Source organism: Pseudomonas sp. KK18, assembly GCF_037094675.1.
Taxonomy (GTDB): Bacteria; Pseudomonadota; Gammaproteobacteria; order Pseudomonadales; family Pseudomonadaceae; genus Aquipseudomonas.
This window is the reverse complement of record NZ_CP146605.1, coordinates 6,905,404-6,920,583: the sequence shown is the minus strand read 5'-3', so window position 1 is coordinate 6,920,583 and position 15,180 is coordinate 6,905,404. Positions and strand designations below refer to the sequence as shown.

General features: G+C 61.5%; 15 protein-coding genes and 1 other RNA gene. 5 read left to right on the top strand and 11 right to left on the bottom strand.

The genetic code is table 11. The features are described from left to right. The first annotated feature begins 267 nt into the window (after positions 1 to 267). Together V6607_RS31570 and V6607_RS31565 are read left to right on the top strand one after the other, a co-directional pair. The gene (locus V6607_RS31570) at positions 268 to 2,661 is read left to right on the top strand and encodes a TonB-dependent receptor (protein WP_008438880.1); all 2,394 of its coding nucleotides are present in this window, start codon (positions 268 to 270) and stop codon (positions 2,659 to 2,661) included. Positions 2,662 to 2,701: 40 nt separating this feature from the next. Further along, entirely contained in the window at positions 2,702 to 3,355 is a 654-nt protein-coding gene (locus V6607_RS31565; RefSeq protein WP_003213974.1) for a gamma-glutamylcyclotransferase, read from the top strand. On the opposite strand, the gene glpT is transcribed toward V6607_RS31565, so the two are convergent. The 3 genes from glpT to V6607_RS31550 form a co-directional block, all read right to left on the bottom strand. Beyond that, positions 3,352 to 4,689: a glycerol-3-phosphate transporter gene (gene glpT / locus V6607_RS31560; RefSeq protein ID WP_003213972.1), complete on the bottom strand. Its 1,338-nt coding sequence runs from the start codon at positions 4,687 to 4,689 to the stop codon at positions 3,352 to 3,354. The genes V6607_RS31565 and glpT overlap by 4 nt on opposite strands. A 282-nt stretch (positions 4,690 to 4,971) precedes the next feature. Further along, entirely contained in the window at positions 4,972 to 5,589 is a 618-nt protein-coding gene (locus tag V6607_RS31555) for a flagellar basal body-associated protein FliL (protein ID WP_008438881.1), read from the bottom strand. Positions 5,590 to 5,665: 76 nt separating this feature from the next. Then, on the bottom strand, positions 5,666 to 6,643 hold the full coding sequence (locus V6607_RS31550) for an NADPH:quinone oxidoreductase family protein (RefSeq protein ID WP_087693288.1): 978 nt from the start codon (positions 6,641 to 6,643) through the stop codon (positions 5,666 to 5,668). A 149-nt stretch (positions 6,644 to 6,792) separates the two neighbouring features. Between V6607_RS31550 and V6607_RS31545 the strand changes: the two genes are divergently transcribed. Continuing rightward, the gene (locus tag V6607_RS31545; RefSeq protein ID WP_003213967.1) at positions 6,793 to 7,200 is read left to right on the top strand and encodes a flagellar basal body-associated protein FliL; all 408 of its coding nucleotides are present in this window, start codon (positions 6,793 to 6,795) and stop codon (positions 7,198 to 7,200) included. 118 nt (positions 7,201 to 7,318) lie between these two features. On the opposite strand, the gene V6607_RS31540 is transcribed toward V6607_RS31545, so the two are convergent. The 4 genes from V6607_RS31540 to V6607_RS31525 form a co-directional block, all read right to left on the bottom strand. Next, positions 7,319 to 8,437, bottom strand: a complete 1,119-nt coding sequence (locus V6607_RS31540; protein WP_003213965.1) for an ABC transporter permease — start codon at positions 8,435 to 8,437, stop codon at positions 7,319 to 7,321. 1 nt (position 8,438) lies between these two features. Next, positions 8,439 to 11,159 (bottom strand): ribosome-associated ATPase/putative transporter RbbA, encoded by a 2,721-nt coding sequence (rbbA, locus tag V6607_RS31535; RefSeq protein ID WP_134327506.1) that lies wholly within the window; start codon positions 11,157 to 11,159, stop codon positions 8,439 to 8,441. Beyond that, positions 11,156 to 12,121, bottom strand: coding sequence for an HlyD family efflux transporter periplasmic adaptor subunit (locus V6607_RS31530; RefSeq protein WP_134327505.1), 966 nt, complete (start codon positions 12,119 to 12,121; stop codon positions 11,156 to 11,158). Before V6607_RS31530 ends, rbbA begins: the two co-directional genes overlap by 4 nt. Before the next feature lie 140 nt (positions 12,122 to 12,261). After that, positions 12,262 to 12,711, bottom strand: coding sequence for an EVE domain-containing protein (locus tag V6607_RS31525; RefSeq protein ID WP_003213961.1), 450 nt, complete (start codon positions 12,709 to 12,711; stop codon positions 12,262 to 12,264). 196 nt (positions 12,712 to 12,907) lie between these two features. Here V6607_RS31525 and V6607_RS31520 point away from each other — a divergent pair, with 196 nt between their 5' ends. Beyond that, positions 12,908 to 13,057: a hypothetical protein gene (locus V6607_RS31520; protein WP_003213959.1), complete on the top strand. Its 150-nt coding sequence runs from the start codon at positions 12,908 to 12,910 to the stop codon at positions 13,055 to 13,057. Positions 13,058 to 13,064: 7 nt separating this feature from the next. On the opposite strand, the gene V6607_RS31515 is transcribed toward V6607_RS31520, so the two are convergent. The 4 genes from V6607_RS31515 to V6607_RS31500 form a co-directional block, all read right to left on the bottom strand. Next, entirely contained in the window at positions 13,065 to 13,694 is a 630-nt protein-coding gene (locus V6607_RS31515) for a 5-formyltetrahydrofolate cyclo-ligase (protein ID WP_102604083.1), read from the bottom strand. A gap of 56 nt (positions 13,695 to 13,750) precedes the next feature. Next, positions 13,751 to 13,929, bottom strand: a non-coding RNA gene (gene ssrS / locus V6607_RS31510) — 6S RNA. A 30-nt stretch (positions 13,930 to 13,959) separates the two neighbouring features. Then, complete coding sequence (locus V6607_RS31505; protein WP_003213956.1) at positions 13,960 to 14,277, bottom strand: cell division protein ZapA; 318 nt, start codon at positions 14,275 to 14,277, stop codon at positions 13,960 to 13,962. Next, the gene (locus tag V6607_RS31500; protein WP_003213954.1) at positions 14,274 to 14,483 is read right to left on the bottom strand and encodes a TIGR02449 family protein; all 210 of its coding nucleotides are present in this window, start codon (positions 14,481 to 14,483) and stop codon (positions 14,274 to 14,276) included. The genes V6607_RS31505 and V6607_RS31500 overlap by 4 nt, the downstream gene beginning before the upstream one ends. Positions 14,484 to 14,622: 139 nt before the next feature. Between V6607_RS31500 and V6607_RS31495 the strand changes: the two genes are divergently transcribed. Further along, positions 14,623 to 15,180, top strand: coding sequence for a YecA family protein (locus V6607_RS31495; RefSeq protein WP_003213952.1), 558 nt, complete (start codon positions 14,623 to 14,625; stop codon positions 15,178 to 15,180).

Sequence of the window (15,180 nt, the reverse complement as noted above, 5' to 3'; positions counted from 1 at the left end):
AAGGCTCAGCGTGCCCCCAGGCTGAACCTGCGCTGAAACTACAGGGATTGAGGCAGCCAATCCTGATGAGCGGAGCGGCCTGGGCTTATGCATTCGCTTATTCTTTAAAGGTATTTAATTTGTTACATAAATATCATTAAGCTATATGCCAACGGACTACCGACTTTCTGCCAATAACCAATAAATGACCGCCACCGTCCGCCACACGGATCGATCGTACGAGCTCAGAGCATTGACGTTCTGGCTTTTGATTCCAAGGGGAGCGGTATGGGGAGCAACAAGCAGCACCTGCTGTACACGGCGATTTTGTCGGCTAATTTGCTGACCGCTGTGGGATTCAGTCCAGTGGCATCCGCCGAAACGGCCACTGCCGATGTACCCAAACTCGATACAGTCATTGTCACCGGCACCCGCGCCCAAGAGCGCACCGCCAGTGCCTCGTTGTCACCTATCGATGTGATTTCCGGCGACACCTTGCGCAGCACCGGCTCTGATGAGTTGGGCGCGGTGTTGGCCCGATTGATTCCTTCCATCAACTTTCCACGCCCGAGCCTGGTAGACGGTGCCGAACTGGTGCGCCCGGCGCAGCTGCGTGGCCTGTCACCGGACCAGGTGTTGGTGCTGGTCAACGGCAAGCGCCGCCACACCAGTGCCTTCGTCAATCTCGGCGGTGCGGTTGGGCGTGGCTCGGCGCCGGCGGATTTGAATGCGATCCCGTTGTCGGCGGTCGACCATATCGAGGTGCTGCGTGACGGCGCATCGGCCCGCTACGGCTCCGATGCGATTGCCGGGGTGATCAACGTGATCCTCAAGCATGACGACCACGGCGGCTCGATCACCAGCAAGTTTGGTGAGTACAAGAAGGGCGACGGTATCCAGCGCAACCTCAGCGGCAACACCGGTGTGGCGCTGGGCGATAACGGGTTTATCAACATCTCTGCCGAAGGCGCCGACAACGATTACACCAACCGCGCCGGCAAGGACCTGCGTCCGGGCAGCGTTGGTTCGACGACCTACGGCCAGCGGGTGTTCCGCCAGGGCGAGCCGGCCACTGACCAGGGCAAGCTGTTTCTCAACTCGGAATATTCCTTCAGCGATGCGGCCGAGTTCTATGCGTTTGGCGGCTACAGCAAGACCCGCGGCGAGACGGCGGCGTTCTACCGGGCCAGCAACGCGAGCAACAACATTCCTGCGCTCAACCCCAATGGTTACCTGCCGTTGATTCGCGGTGACGTGGAAGACACGTCCCTGGCGGTCGGCCTGCGCGGCTTGTTGGCCTATGACTGGCACTACGATGTGTCGGTCAACTACGGCAAGAACCAGTACCAGATCGGTACCGAAACCATCAACACCTCGCTGGGCCTGGCCACGCCGCGCAAGTTCGACAATGGCACGTTGGTCAATGACCAGAAGCAACTCAGCCTGGACCTGTCGCGGGAATTCAGCCTGGGCTGGTTGCCGTATCCAGTGTCGGTGGCGTTTGGCGGCGAATACCTGGACCAGGGTTACCAGATCAAGGCGGGCGACCCGGCGTCCTACTACCAGACCGGCAGCTCGGGCCTGGGCGGCTTCCGTGATTCCGACGCCGGCACCAGCACGCGCCACAACTGGGCGCAGTACCTGGACCTGGAAACCAACTTCACCGAAAAACTCAGTGCCTCCGCCGCCGTGCGTCACGAGGACTACAGTGATTTTGGCTCCAACGTCAGCGGCTCGCTCTCGGCGCGCTACGACTTCACCCCGCAAGTGGCCTTGCGCGGCAGTGTATCCAACGGTTTCCGTGCGCCGTCCCTGGCACAGCAAAACTTCGCCTACACCTCGTCGCAACTGATCGGCAACACCATCCAGGAAGCCGGCACCTTCCCTGCCAACAGCCAGGTGGCGCGCCTGCTCGGCGCTGAAGACCTGAAAGCCGAGAAGTCCCGCAACTACAGTCTCGGCCTGGTGCTGGAGCCGACCGACAACCTGACCGTGACCGCCGATGTCTACCGTATCGACATCAGCGACCGCATCAGCCTGTCCTCCAACCTGGACCTGAGCAAGAACCCGGCTGCGCTCGCGTATCTGCAGGCCAATGGCGTGGGCAACATCAACTACACCACGGTGCGCTACTTCACCAACGCCACCGACACCACCACCAATGGCGTCGACCTGGTGGCCAACTATCGCTACCAACTGGACAACGGTGTGCGCTGGAACAGCACCGTGGGCTACAACTACAACCACACCAAGGTCACCGACGTAAAAGCCAACCCGTCCGTACTGGATAGCCTGGGCGCGAGCCTGGTTCGGGTGGACCGTCGCGAGCGCATCGGCCTGCTGGGCGATACCACGCCACAGCACAAGCTGAGCCTGGGCAACGACCTGAGTTTCGGCAACTGGGCGCTGCACAGTAATTTGGTGCGCTATGGTTCATTCACCAGCTACCAGGCCGACCCGACCAACGACCAGAGCTTCAAGGCCGCCTGGCTGTTGGACCTGTCAGCCGACTACAAGCTGAAAAACTGGACCTTCACCGTTGGCGGCGACAACGTCACCGACAAATACCCGGAAAAACTCAATGCCTACGCCAGCAGTGGTGGCAATTTGGCATATAGCACTTTTTCGCCGTACGGTTACAGCGGCGCGTTCTATTACGGTAAAGTTGCTTACAACTGGTAACAGCTTCTCGTAACAACAAAGGAGACCTAAGCGATTTGCCATGACCGCCATTGAATCTGATCTTTTGCAATTGGCTTACCCTCCGCGGCTCGATCTGGGGCCGCAACTCACTCACGAACAGTTGATGAGCTCGATGCAAGCCACCATGGCTTTGCATAAGGGTGGGCCGGTCTGGCTATTCGCTTACGGTTCGCTGATCTGGCGGCCTGAATGTTCGTCGACACAGCGGATGCGGGCGCGGGTCCACGGTTATCACCGGGGCTTGTACCTGTGGTCTCATGAGCACCGGGGCACGCCGGAAATACCGGGGTTGGTGTTTGGCCTGGATCGCGGCGGCTCGTGCAGCGGGTTTGCCTACCGCTTGCCGGAAGATCAACTGGAGGCCTCGCTGTATGCCCTGTGGCAGCGCGAGATGCCGTATCCCTCGTACCGGCCGCACTGGCTCAGCTGTCGTCTGGAAGATGGCAGCCAGGTGCAGGCATTGGGATTTGTCCTGGAGCGGCACCTGCCCAGTTATGCCGGCAATTTGCCCGACATCGTGCTGAATCACGTGTTGCAAAGCGCTTGCGGGCGTTACGGCACTACGCGCGATTATGTCGAGCAGACCGTCAACGCCCTGCGTAGCCACGCCATGCCAGACAAGAATCTGGAGGCGCGGCTCAAGCGGTGTTCCAAAGGCTGTTCCGACGATTAACGTGCGGCACTGACGCTATTGGTATGCCACAAGGTGGGGATCAGGAACGCGATGGCCAGCAGGCACGCGCCGATCAGCAATACGAAACCACCGTCCCAGCCGAAATGGTCAACGGTGTAGCCCATGGCCGCACTCGCTGCCACTGAACCACCCAGGTAACCGAACAAGCCCGTAAAGCCCGCTGCGGTACCGGCGGCTTTTTTCGGTGCCAGTTCCAGCGCCTGCAGGCCGATCAGCATCACCGGACCGTAGATCAGGAAGCCGATGGAGAACAGCGCGATCATGTCGATCATCGGGTTGCCCGGCGGGTTGAGCCAGTAAACCAGGGTCGCCACGGTGACCAGGCCCATGAACACAATGCCGGTCAGGCCACGGTTGCCACGGAAGATCTTGTCCGACATCCAGCCGCACAGCAGCGTGCCCGGAATGCCCGCCCACTCGTAGAAGAAGTACGCCCACGAGGTTTTATCCACGTCGAAGTGCTTGGCTTCCTTGAGGTACGTCGGTGCCCAGTCCAGCACGCCGTAGCGCAGCAGGTAGACGAAGACGTTGGCGAAGGCGATGTACCAGAGCATTTTGTTGCGCAGCACGTACTTGACGAAGATTTCCTTGGCGCTGAATTCGTCCTCGTGGCTGGCGTCGTAGCCTTCCGGGTAATCGTTCTTGTATTGCTCGATGGGCGGCAGGCCCACCGATTGCGGGGTGTCGCGCATGGTGATGAAGGCAAACGCCGCCACCAGCAGGGCCACGGTAGCCGGGACGTAGAACGCCGCGTGCCAGTCGTTGAACCAGGCCATGCCCAGCAGGAACAGCGGGCCGATCAAGCCGCCGCCGACGTTATGCGCCACGTTCCATACGGAAACCACACCGCCACGTTCTTTCTGCGACCACCAGTGCACCATGGTCCGCCCACTTGGCGGCCAGCCCATGCCCTGGGCCCAACCGTTGATGAACAGCAGAATGAACATCATGGTCACGCTGGACGTAGCCCAAGGTGCGAAACCGAAAATGAACATCACCCCGGCGGACACCAACAGGCCGAAGGGCAGGAAGTAGCGCGGGTTGGAGCGGTCGGACACCAGGCCCATGAGGAACTTGGACAGGCCGTAGGCAATTGCGATCGCCGACATTGCCAGGCCCAACTGGCCACGGGTGTAACCCTCGTCGATCAGGTACGGCATGGCCAGGGAGAAGTTCTTGCGCAGCAGGTAGTACCCGGCGTAACCGAAGAAAATACCGGCGAAGATCTGCCAGCGCAGGCGTCGGTACGTGCTGTCTATTTTTTCTTCAGGCAGGGGCGCCTGATGTGCGGCAGGACGGAAGAAAGCAAACATTCAAGAGCTCCAGATTTCTTGTTTTGACTGCGGATGCGAATGTTACAGTTTCGTTACCGAAAATAGCACCGCCTCTTATCTGCGGGCATAGGAATTGAGTGCAATTGCATGTTCTTTTACGAACATGTCGCTTAGAGGCAAGTGAGGGACGTTTTCAGGCGGGGTATCACGAACGTGTGGCGAGGGAGCTTGCTCCCGCTGGACTGCGCAGCAGGCCCATCTTTTGGGGCCGCTTCGCGCCCCAGCGGGAGCAAGCTCCCTCGCCACAGACAGCGATCCGGTTTAGTTGCCGTTGGCGGCTGCGATATCACCTGGAAGCAGGTGTTCCTGGATCTTCTGGCTGCGGGATTCCACCAGTTGACCCTGGTCGTCGAAGCGCAACACGATCAGCCAGTCATACACATTTTCCGGCCATTTCTTCATGCCGGTCAGCGCCGCGCCGTCACCGCCGAAGGCCTCGATCAACTTGTCGATATGCCCGTGATGCCAGGCGATCAACACGGTCTGCGCCTGGTTGGACTTGCGCAGGGACTTCACCAGCTTGCCGACTTGATCGTCTGAGTAGGGTGTTTCAAGCGGGAGCTGCAGGCGCTGGGCCAGGGGTGTCAGGGTCAGGCGCGGGCGAGAGCTTTCCTTGCTGTCGCTGGTAGCGATCAGCCGCTGGGGCACCACGGAGATGCCGTTCAACAGCAGCGGGTCGAAATAGCTGGCGTAGGCCGCCGCCCGCTGTTCGCCCTTGGGGCTCAGCAACGGACCTTCATCGGGTTTTTCCGCATGGCGCACGATCAGCACCGTCACGTTGTTCAGCCCGCGTACATCCTTGCCCTCTTTATGGGCAAAGGCGTGAGCCGACACCATCATCAACAACCCCAGAAACAGCGCGCGCAGCGGTGTGACCATTATTCATTCCTGCCAGTGAGTGAGTGCCTCGGCCGATCATGGGCCCAGGCACTCCGCGGACAAAATGAAACAATAGTCAGCGTAGCTGCACCACGACCTTGCCCACAGCCTTGCGCTGGCCGAGGTCGTTGATCGCCTGCGCCGCCTGCTCCAGCGGGTACACCTGGGACACCAGCGGCTTCAACTTGCCCTCGGCGAACCAGCCGAACAGTTGCTGAAAGTTGGCGGCATTGTCCTGCGGCTGGCGCTGGGCGAACGACCCCCAGAACACCCCGACCACCGCCGCGCCCTTGAGCAGCGCCAGGTTTACTGGCAACTCAGGAATGCGCCCGCTGGCAAAGCCCACCACCAGCAGCCGGCCATTCCAGGCGATGCCGCGAATGGCCTGGTCAAACAGGTCGCCGCCCACCGGGTCGTAGATCACATCCACGCCGTTGCCGCCGGTAAGGCGTTTGATCTCGTCCTTGAGGCTGGCTTCGCTGTAGTTGATCAACTCATCGGCACCGGCAGCCTTGGCCACCGCCAGCTTGTCGGCGCTGCTGGCCGCGGCGATCACTCGGGCGCCCATGGCCTTGCCGATTTCCACCGCAGCCAGGCCGACGCCGCCGGAGGCACCGAGCACCAGCAGGGTTTCCCCGGGTTGCAGGTTGGCCCGTTGCCTCAGGGCGTGCATCGACGTGCCGTAGGTCATGCTGAAGGCGGCGGCGGTGTTGAAGTCCATGCTCGGCGGGATCGGCAGCACGTTGTAGCCCGGCACCGCGACCTGCTCGGCGAAGCTGCCCCAGCCGGTCAGGGCCATCACCCGGTCACCGACCTTCAGGTGGCTGACGTTCTCACCGACTTGGCTGATCACGCCTGCCGCTTCACCGCCCGGCGAAAACGGGAAGGGCGGCTTGAACTGGTACTTGCCTTCGATGATCAGGGTGTCCGGGAAATTGACCCCGGCCGCATGCACGTCCAACAGGATTTCGTTCTTCTTGATCGCCGGGCTTTCGACGTCTTCCAGCACCAGGGTTTCGGCGGGGCCGAAGGCTTTGCACAGCACAGCTTTCATCGGACTATTCCTTTTGGCGTGTTGGCCGATAAGTGTAGGTGGGCAGGGCGACGGGTCAACGAGCATGCCCCGGCCTGATAAGTCGCCATAAGCTTGTGCTCAGGGCTGCTAGCGTTATGCTACTGGGCAACCGAATTGAGGAATGAACTGTGAAAGCGTGGATCCTGTTGATGCTGGCCCTGACACTGCCGACGGCAGCCCTGGCCGAAGAAGCCAAAGAAGGCGAAGCGCCGAAGGTCAGCTATATCAGCCTGAGCCCGCCGTTTGTCGGTAACTACGGCCTGGATGGCACCGCGAAGCTGCGGGTGTTCAAGGCGGATATCGCCCTGCGGGTCACCGGTCCCGAGGCAGCCGCTGCTGTGAAAGCCAACGACGCGCTGATTCGCAACCAGTTGGTGGCGCTGTTTACCCAGCAGACCAACGACACCATGAGCAGCGTTGATGGGAAGGAAAAACTGCGCCAGGAAGCCCTGAAGCAGACCCAGCAAGTGATGAACGACGAAACCGGCAAGCCGCAGGTTGAGGATCTGTTGTTCAACAACCTGATCATCCAGTAAGCCGGTCGCTTCGCGCCCTTCGCGAGCAAGCCCGCTCCCACATTTAACCGCATTCTCATGTTAGAACTCGGTCAAGTGTGGGAGCGGGCTTGCTCGCGAAGAGGCCCTGACAGACACCTCAGGAAGCCAGGCTCTTCCTGAACCGCGCCAACGCCACCGCAAAGAACAGCAACCCAATCCCCGCCAGCGCCAGCAAGTCCGGCCACACCACATTCACACCCGCATCCCGGAACAGAATCGCCGCACTCAGGCTCACAAAGTGCGTCGACGGCGAGCCCTGCATCACCCATTGCAACCACTGCGGCATGCTGTCTAGCGGCGTGCTGCCGCCGGACAACAGCAGCATCGGGATAATCACCGGGATCGCCAGCAGGCCAAACTGCGGCGTCGAGCGGGCGAGGGTGGCGAGGAAGATGCCGAGGGCAGTACTGGCAAACAGGTACAGCGCCGTCACCAGCAAAAACAAAGTCAGCGACCCGGCCAGCGGCACGCCGAGCAAGCCTTTCACCACCACTTCCAGCGACAGCCAGGTGCACAGCACCACCACCAGCATGTTGCTCCAGATTTTCGCCAGCATGATTTCCAGCGCAGTCAGCGGCAGCACCAGCAAATGGTCGAGGGTGCCGTGTTCGCGCTCACGCAGCAGCGCGGTGCCGGTCAGCACGATGGCGAGGATGGTGATGTTGTTGACGATCTGGATCACCGCCAGAAACCAGCCGCCTTCCAGGTTGGTATTGAACAGCGCCCGGGTGGTCAGCAGCGCCGGCGCCTTTTGGGCGGCATCGGCCTGGTTGCCATAGGTCAGCAATTCCCGCTGGAAAATCCGCCCGATATACCCGGCACCCATGAATGCCTGGCTCATGGCCGTGGCATCGACGTTGACCTGCACCCCCGGCTGGCGCCCGGCCAACAGGTCGGCCTGGAAATTCGCCGGCACGTTGATCACGAAGGTGTACTGGCCGCTGTCCATCACCTTGTCCAGTTGGTCGTACGGCAACGGCACCGCCGCCTGGAATTCCGGCGGTTGCAGCGCTTCGGCCAGTTGCCGGGAAAGCGCGCTGTGGTCTTCATCCACAAAGGCCACGCTGGCGTTGTGCACGCCGATCACCGAGCCGGCGGCGGGCATATAGATGGCGACGGTAAAGGCGTAGAACAGGAACAGCAGCAACACGCTGTCGTGGCGCAGGCTGGTCAGTTCCTTGATGCCGAGGCGCAGGATATGGGCGAACTTGTGCATCTCAGGCCTCCTGCTTCTTGAGCATGATCAGGCTCAGCCCGGTGAACCCCAGGAAAAACCCGAACAGCGCCAGGCACTGTGGCCATAGCTGACGCAGGTCCAGGGCCTTGGTAAAGGTGCCCACCGCAATGTCGAGGAAGTAGCCCGCCGGAAACAACATGCCCATCAACGCGGCGGCGCCTTCCAGGGACGAGCGCGGCACGATCAGCCCGGAGAACTGGATGGTCGGCAGGCTGGTGATGATCATGGTGCCGAGGATCGCTGCGATCTGGGTGCGGGTGAACGCGGAAATCAGCAGGCCCATGCTGGTGGTGGCCAGCACATACAGCAGGCCGCCGAAAGCCAGGGTCACGCCGCTGCCCTTGAACGGCACGCCGAACAGCCAGCGGTTCATCGCCACCAGCAGGCCCAGGTTGATCAGGCTCACGGCCAGGTACGGCGCCTGCTTGCCCAACAGGAATTCCAGGCGGGTCAGGGGTGTGGCGTAGAAGTTGGTGATGGAGCCCAGTTCCTTCTCGCGCACGATCCCCAGGGCCGTGAGCATCGCCGGGATAAACGCGAGGATCAGCGCCATCACGCCGGGGCCGATAGCGTTCACGCTGACCACGTCCTGGTTGTAGCGAAAGCGGGTTTCCAGTTTGGCGGCGGCTTGCTGATTCAATGGTGTGCTGTTCAGTTCGGCCAGTTGTTGGAGGTTGGCCTGGTGCACGGCCTCGACATAATTGCGGCTGGTTTCCGCACGGAACGGCATGCCGCCATCGAGCCAGGCGGCCACGGCGGGTTGGCGGCCGGCGTAGAGATCGCGGCCGAATCCTGGCGGAATCTCCAGCGCCAGTTTGATCTCCGAGCGCTGCAGGCGTTTGTGCAGTTCGTTGGAGTCAGTGATCGGCGACTGTTCGGCGAAATAGCGCGAACTGCGAAAGGCTTCCAAGTAGGCCCGGCTTTGCGGCGTCTGATCCTGGTCGTAGACGGCGAAGGCGAGCTTTTCCACGTCCAGGGAAATGCCGTAGCCGAAGATCACCATCATGAAAATCGCCCCCAACAGGGCGAAGGCCATGCGCACTTTGTCCCGCAGCAGTTCCTTGCCTTCGCGGCTGGCCACGGCCAACAGGCGGGCGACGCTGAACCCGCGTTTGCTGACGGGTGGGGCCATGGGTTCGCTGACGGTTTCGGAGGGCGCGGTGGCCGCTTCGGGCGCGCCTTGGGCCTGTTCCAGGCAGGTGACGAACGCTGCTTCCAGGGTTTCGCCGTGGAACTGCTGTTGCAGCGCGTCCGGCGTGTCGCAGGCCAGCACCCTGCCCGCGTGCATCAGCGAGATGCGGTCGCAGCGCTGGGCTTCGTTCATGAAGTGGGTGGACAGGAAGATCGTCACGCCCTGTTCCCGGGACAGTTCGATCAGCAGCCGCCAGAAGTCATCCCGCGCGGCCGGGTCGACGCCCGAGGTCGGCTCATCGAGGATCAGCACTTCCGGGCGGTGCAGCACCGCCACCGCCAGGGACAAGCGCTGGCGCAGGCCCAGCGGCAACTCGCCGGACGGCTGCTCGGCAACGTCGCCCAGGTCAAAACGCTTGATCAACTCGTCGATGCGCTGGCCGCTCCCGGCCTTGGGCAGGTCGAACAACTGCGCATGCAGCACCAGGTTCTGGCGCACGCTGAGTTCGCCGTACAGCGAGAAGCTTTGCGACATGAAACCCACGCGCTTGCGGGTGGCCAGGTCCTTGGCGTTGACCGGGTTGCCCAGCAGCGTGGCGGTGCCCTCGGTGGCGGGCATCAACCCGGTGAGGACTTTCATGGTGGTGGTCTTGCCGCAGCCGTTGGAGCCGAGGAAACCAAAGATCTCGCCCCGGCCAATGGCGAAGCTGACCTTGTTGACTGCCGTGAAGTCGCCGAAGCGCAGGGTCAGGTCGTGGGCTTCGATGGCGATGTCGGTGTTGTCGCTTTGCCGTGGCGGAATCACCAGCGGCTCGTTGTTATGGGCACTGTCGCCCTGGAAATGGGTGAAGGCTTCGTCCAGTTTGCCGCTGGGCGTCGCGGCGGCGAGTTCGCTGCTCAGGCCGTCGGCGATCAGCTTGCCGCGGTCGAGCATCAGGCAGTGTTCAAACTGCTCGGCTTCTTCCATGTAGGCGGTGGCCACCAGCAGTGTGAGCTGCGGGCGTTCGCTGCGTACGGTTTCCACCAGTTCCCAGAAGCGTCGACGGGACAGCGGGTCGACGCCGGTGGTGGGTTCGTCGAGGATCAACAGGTCCGGGTCGTGGATCAGTGCACAGCACAGGCCGAGTTTCTGCTTCATGCCGCCGGAGAGCTTGCCGGCAGGTCGCTCGGCGAAGCGTGCGAGGTCGGTGGCGAGCAGCAGGTTGTGCATGCGCTGGTCGCAATCGGCTTTTGACAGGCCGAACAGCGTGGCAAAGAACCGGATGTTTTCGCTGATGGACAGCTCGGGGTACAGGTTGCCGCCCAGGCCTTGAGGCATGAAGGCGATACGCGGGTACAGGCTGTTGCGGTGGCGGCGGTCTTCGATGGAGCCGCCGAGTACTTCCAGCTCGCCTTGTTGAAGCTTTTTAACCCCGGCGATCAAGCCCAGCAGGCTCGACTTGCCGGCGCCGTCCGGGCCGATCAACCCGCAGCGTGTGCCGGCGGGCAGGCTGAAGGCGATGTCGATCAGCGCCTGTTGCTTGCCGTAGCGATGGTTGATCCCCGTGGCGTGCAGCGCCAGGCCGTTCATTGCAGGTTGGCCGGCCAGTCCAGGTCAGCGGTGCGCACATAGCCGGCGCCGGGCATGCCCGGTTTGGCTTGGGGCACGGCGCTTGGTTGGGTCAGGCGCAGCTTGACCCGGAACACCAGCTTCTGGCGTTCGTCGCGGGTTTCCACTTCCTTGGGGGTGAACTGCGACTTGGCGGCGACGAAGCTGATTTTCGCCGGCAGCGGTTGCTTCGGCAGGGCGTCGAGGACGATCCGCGCCTCACTGCCCACGGTCAAAGCGCCTGTGACTGAAGCGGGCAGATATAGGTTCATGTATTGGTCGTTGGGGTCGATCAGCAGTAACACGCGACCACCCGCGCCGAGCACTTCGCCGGGTTCGGCCAGGCGTAGCTGGATGATGCCGTCGATAGGCGCCCGCAGGCTGCTGTCTTCGATTTCACTGGTGAGCTGGGCGACCTGAGCCTGGGCGGCGCCGATGGCGGCCTTTACCGAATTGACCTGGGCCTGGGCGGCGACCACGGCAGCGTTGCCGGTGTTTTGCCGGGCCTGCTGCTGGTCGATCAGTTGGCCGCTGGCGAAGCCGCGTTTGTACAGCTCCTGGGTGCGCCTGAGTTCCTGATTGGCCAGCAGTTGTTCGCTCTGGCGCAACTGCACGTTGGCTTGGGCGGCGGCGAAGTTTTCCCTGGCCCGCAGCACTTCAGCTTCGGCCTGGGCGCGCTGGGCTTCCAGGGTGCGGGTGTCCATGCGCGCCAGCAGTTGGCCCTTGAGCACCTTGTCGCCTTCGTCCACCCGCACTTCGGCGAGGCGACCGGGGATCTTGGCGGCGATCTGCACTTCAGTCGATTCCAGCCGGCCATTGCCCATGCTCAAGCCTTCGGGCAGGCGGTCCTGGGTGGATTGCCAATAGCCGAAGCCGCCGGCGGCCAGCAGCAAGACAATCAATGGAATGGCGAAAAGATGGGAGGTACGGTGGTTCGTCGACATGGGTGCATCCTGCGGCGTTAGCGTCCTAGTTTGACCGATCCTGCCCGGAGGCCCTTGATGCGGGTCAAATGAAGCGCCAGCCTAACCCGGTTGGCGCGCAGATGCATGCGCCATGGGCGTGACCGCAGGGTTCTGCTGTTTCAGCGCAGGCCGAGTACGGCGGCCCATTGCTCGGCGGTGACCGGCATCACCGAAAGGCGGCTGCCTTTTTGCACCAGGGGCAACTCGGCGAGGGCAGTTTGCTGTTTCAGATAGCCTAGCCCCAGGACCTTCGCAAAGGTCTCGACGTGGGCAACATTGATCGCGCTCCACGGATTTTTTTCAGGGCTGGCCTTGGCGTCGAAATAATGACTGTCGGGCTCCAGCGCGGTCGGGTCCGGGTAGGCTGCCTCGACGATTTTACCGATGCCGGCAATCCCCGGTTCCGGGCAGCTGGAGTGGTAGAAGAAGAACTGGTCACCCACCGCCATCGCCCGCAGGAAGTTCCGCGCCTGGTAGTTGCGCACCCCGTCCCACCGGGCCTCGCCGAGCTTTTCCAGGCCCTTGATGGACAGTTCATCGGGCTCGGATTTCATCAGCCAATAGGCCATGTTTTCGCTCCTCAAAAGTCGATTGGGAAAGTTGTCCTGCAATTTTATGACAAACCGACAGTCGGTTGGCGTCAAGGTTTGCGTGTTAGTTCACGTTAACGCAGAATGCCGGGGTTTTGAGCTTGACGCAGCTGGCACGGACTACTAATGGAACGTTGCTGTCATCGTGTGCAAGATGCCTGAAGGGGGGCAATCGATGAAACGCAAACCGGATTTACTATGGATTTTGGTTATTTTGTTCGGCCTGGGCGTTGTGACCACCGGCTATGCGCAGAGCTTGTGGTCGAACAAGACTGACGCACCGATTGAACTCGCACAGCAACAGCCGCAACCGTTCAAACGCTGACCCGTCTTCAAGGCGCTGCTGATTCCAGTAGCGTCTCTGCTATATACCAATCCTTATCGGTTACTGTGCCCTCAAGCGGTACATCCCAGCTTGCCTGTGCCAATCGTTCGACCTTCTGGCATTCATGGGCCAGGCCCAACAGCGTCGGCTTGCGCCAGGATTTCCGGCGGGCCATGTAGGCCAGGCTGCGGTCATAAAACCCGCCGCCCATGCCCAACCGTCCGCCCACATCATCAAAGCCAACCAGTGGCAGCAGCACCAGGTCCAGCGCCCAGACCTTGCGTTGCCGGCTGGCATTTACCTGGGGCTCGAGGATGCGAAAACGGTTGGGCCTCAGCTTTTCGCCGGGGCGCACTCGCTGGAATACCATCTTGGTTCGCGGCCATGCACTGAGCACCGGCAGGTACGTCGCCTTGCCCCGGCGCTGTGCAGCGCGCAGCAGCAGGCGCGGATCGATTTCACCGTCCGTCGGTAGATATAAGGATAGGTGTTTGGCCCGGCGAAACAGCGGGTGCTGTGCCAGTTGCCGATACAGGCCCAGGGCGGCCTGGCGTTGCTCGCTTGGCGTCAGGGCGCGGCGGGCTTTGCGCAGCATGCGTCGAAGTTGCGGGCGGGAAAGCGGCGCAGGTTCGGTCATGGTTTTCGGCTCATAAAACAATGCCAGTCCTGGGACTGGCATTGGATTTGGGAATCAGGCTCCCCGACAGAACCGCTGTCGACTTAGCCCTTGAACCCGAAAGTTCAAGGTGGAAGAAACAGTAGGCTTTAAGGCTTTCCGTCTAGCGGACATGCACACCAGCCCAACGTGTAACTTCCAGGGTAGTGCGAATCGGCTCAGGGACATCGCCGACTGGCAAGCACGCCAGGGAGTGGGGCGAGTATACCCGAAACCGACGCCGCAATCAGCCCTTGGGTGGCTCTGGATCGGTAGAAAGTACCAGATCGACCCGCTCCAGCAGGTCGCGCACCTGCTCGCGCGTCGAGCCGCTGGCCTGCACGTCAGGCCGTTCCTGCTTATGCAGCAGATCGTGGGTAATGTTCAGTGCGGCCATCACGGCGATGCGATCGGCGCCGATGACTTTGCCGCTGCTGCGGATTTCGCGCATCTTGCCGTCCAGGTAGCGGGCAGCGCTCACCAGGTTGCTGCGTTCTTCCTGGGGGCAGATGATCGAATATTCTTTGTCGAGAATCTGCACGGTGACGCTATTGCTTGAACTCATGAGTCTTGCTCCAGGGCCTTCAGGCGCGAAATCATCGATTCGACCTTACGCCGGGCGATTTCGTTTTTTTCAATGAGGTGAGCGCGTTCCTCGCGCCAGGTCTTTTCCTGAGCTAATAGGAGTCCGTTTTGGCTCTTAAGTTGCTCGACCCGGTTAATTAGCAGCTCGAGTCTGGCCATCAGCGCTTGCAGGTCGGTGTCTTCCATTGGGTTCCACTGGATTTTGTCTGATGAATGGCAACTGCTGGATAAACGATCTGACGCCCTCGATAGTCTTGGTACGTCTGCCGATGCTAGGATACAGCGCTTCATTCTAGACATTGCGCCGTCTGGCGCCTAGCTCACCATGCCCATTCAGAACTCCCCGTACGATGCTTTTTCCAAACTGCTGAGTTCCAGCGGTCATCCTTGCTCGCCTGCCGAACTGCACGGCGTGCTGCTGGGCCGCAGTTGCACCGGTGTCGGCTTTGATGCCGACAACTGGCTGGCCGATGTCGCCGAGCTGCTGGAAACCGAGCCTACCGAAAACGTGCGCAATGCGCTCATCGGCCTGCAAGAGATGGTTAAAGGCGAGCTGACCGGTGATGACGTCACCGTCGTCCTGCTGCTGCCTACCGATGACGCGCCGCTCACCGAGCGCGCCGCCGCGTTGGGCCAATGGTGCCAAGGCTTCCTCCACGGTTTCGGCGTGAACGCCGGCGGCCTCGACCTGAGCACCGATGCCCAGGAAGTGCTGCAGGACCTGGCCGCCATCTCCCAGGTGCAAGACGCCCTGGAAGAGTCCGAAGACGGCGAAAGCGACTACATGGAAGTCATGGAATACCTGCGCGTCGCGCCGCTGCTGCTGTTCACCGAGACCCGTAAATCGGCTGAGCCCGCTGCACCCAAGCCGTCGCTGCACTAA

Bases quoted from the DNA above. Each gene is read 5' to 3' on its own strand.
- V6607_RS31570 (WP_008438880.1), top strand. From the start codon at position 268: ATGGGGAGCAACAAGCAGCACCTGCTGTACACGGCGATTTTGTCGGCT.
- V6607_RS31565 (WP_003213974.1), top strand. From the start codon at position 2,702: ATGACCGCCATTGAATCTGATCTTTTGCAATTGGCTTACCCTCCGCGG.
- glpT (WP_003213972.1), bottom strand. From the start codon at position 4,689: ATGTTTGCTTTCTTCCGTCCTGCCGCACATCAGGCGCCCCTGCCTGAA.
- V6607_RS31555 (WP_008438881.1), bottom strand. From the start codon at position 5,589: ATGGTCACACCGCTGCGCGCGCTGTTTCTGGGGTTGTTGATGATGGTG.
- V6607_RS31550 (WP_087693288.1), bottom strand. From the start codon at position 6,643: ATGAAAGCTGTGCTGTGCAAAGCCTTCGGCCCCGCCGAAACCCTGGTG.
- V6607_RS31540 (WP_003213965.1), bottom strand. From the start codon at position 8,437: ATGCACAAGTTCGCCCATATCCTGCGCCTCGGCATCAAGGAACTGACC.
- rbbA (WP_134327506.1), bottom strand. From the start codon at position 11,159: ATGAACGGCCTGGCGCTGCACGCCACGGGGATCAACCATCGCTACGGC.
- V6607_RS31530 (WP_134327505.1), bottom strand. From the start codon at position 12,121: ATGTCGACGAACCACCGTACCTCCCATCTTTTCGCCATTCCATTGATT.
- V6607_RS31525 (WP_003213961.1), bottom strand. From the start codon at position 12,711: ATGGCCTATTGGCTGATGAAATCCGAGCCCGATGAACTGTCCATCAAG.
- V6607_RS31520 (WP_003213959.1), top strand. From the start codon at position 12,908: ATGAAACGCAAACCGGATTTACTATGGATTTTGGTTATTTTGTTCGGC.
- V6607_RS31515 (WP_102604083.1), bottom strand. From the start codon at position 13,694: ATGACCGAACCTGCGCCGCTTTCCCGCCCGCAACTTCGACGCATGCTG.
- V6607_RS31505 (WP_003213956.1), bottom strand. From the start codon at position 14,277: ATGAGTTCAAGCAATAGCGTCACCGTGCAGATTCTCGACAAAGAATAT.
- V6607_RS31500 (WP_003213954.1), bottom strand. From the start codon at position 14,483: ATGGAAGACACCGACCTGCAAGCGCTGATGGCCAGACTCGAGCTGCTA.
- V6607_RS31495 (WP_003213952.1), top strand. From the start codon at position 14,623: ATGCCCATTCAGAACTCCCCGTACGATGCTTTTTCCAAACTGCTGAGT.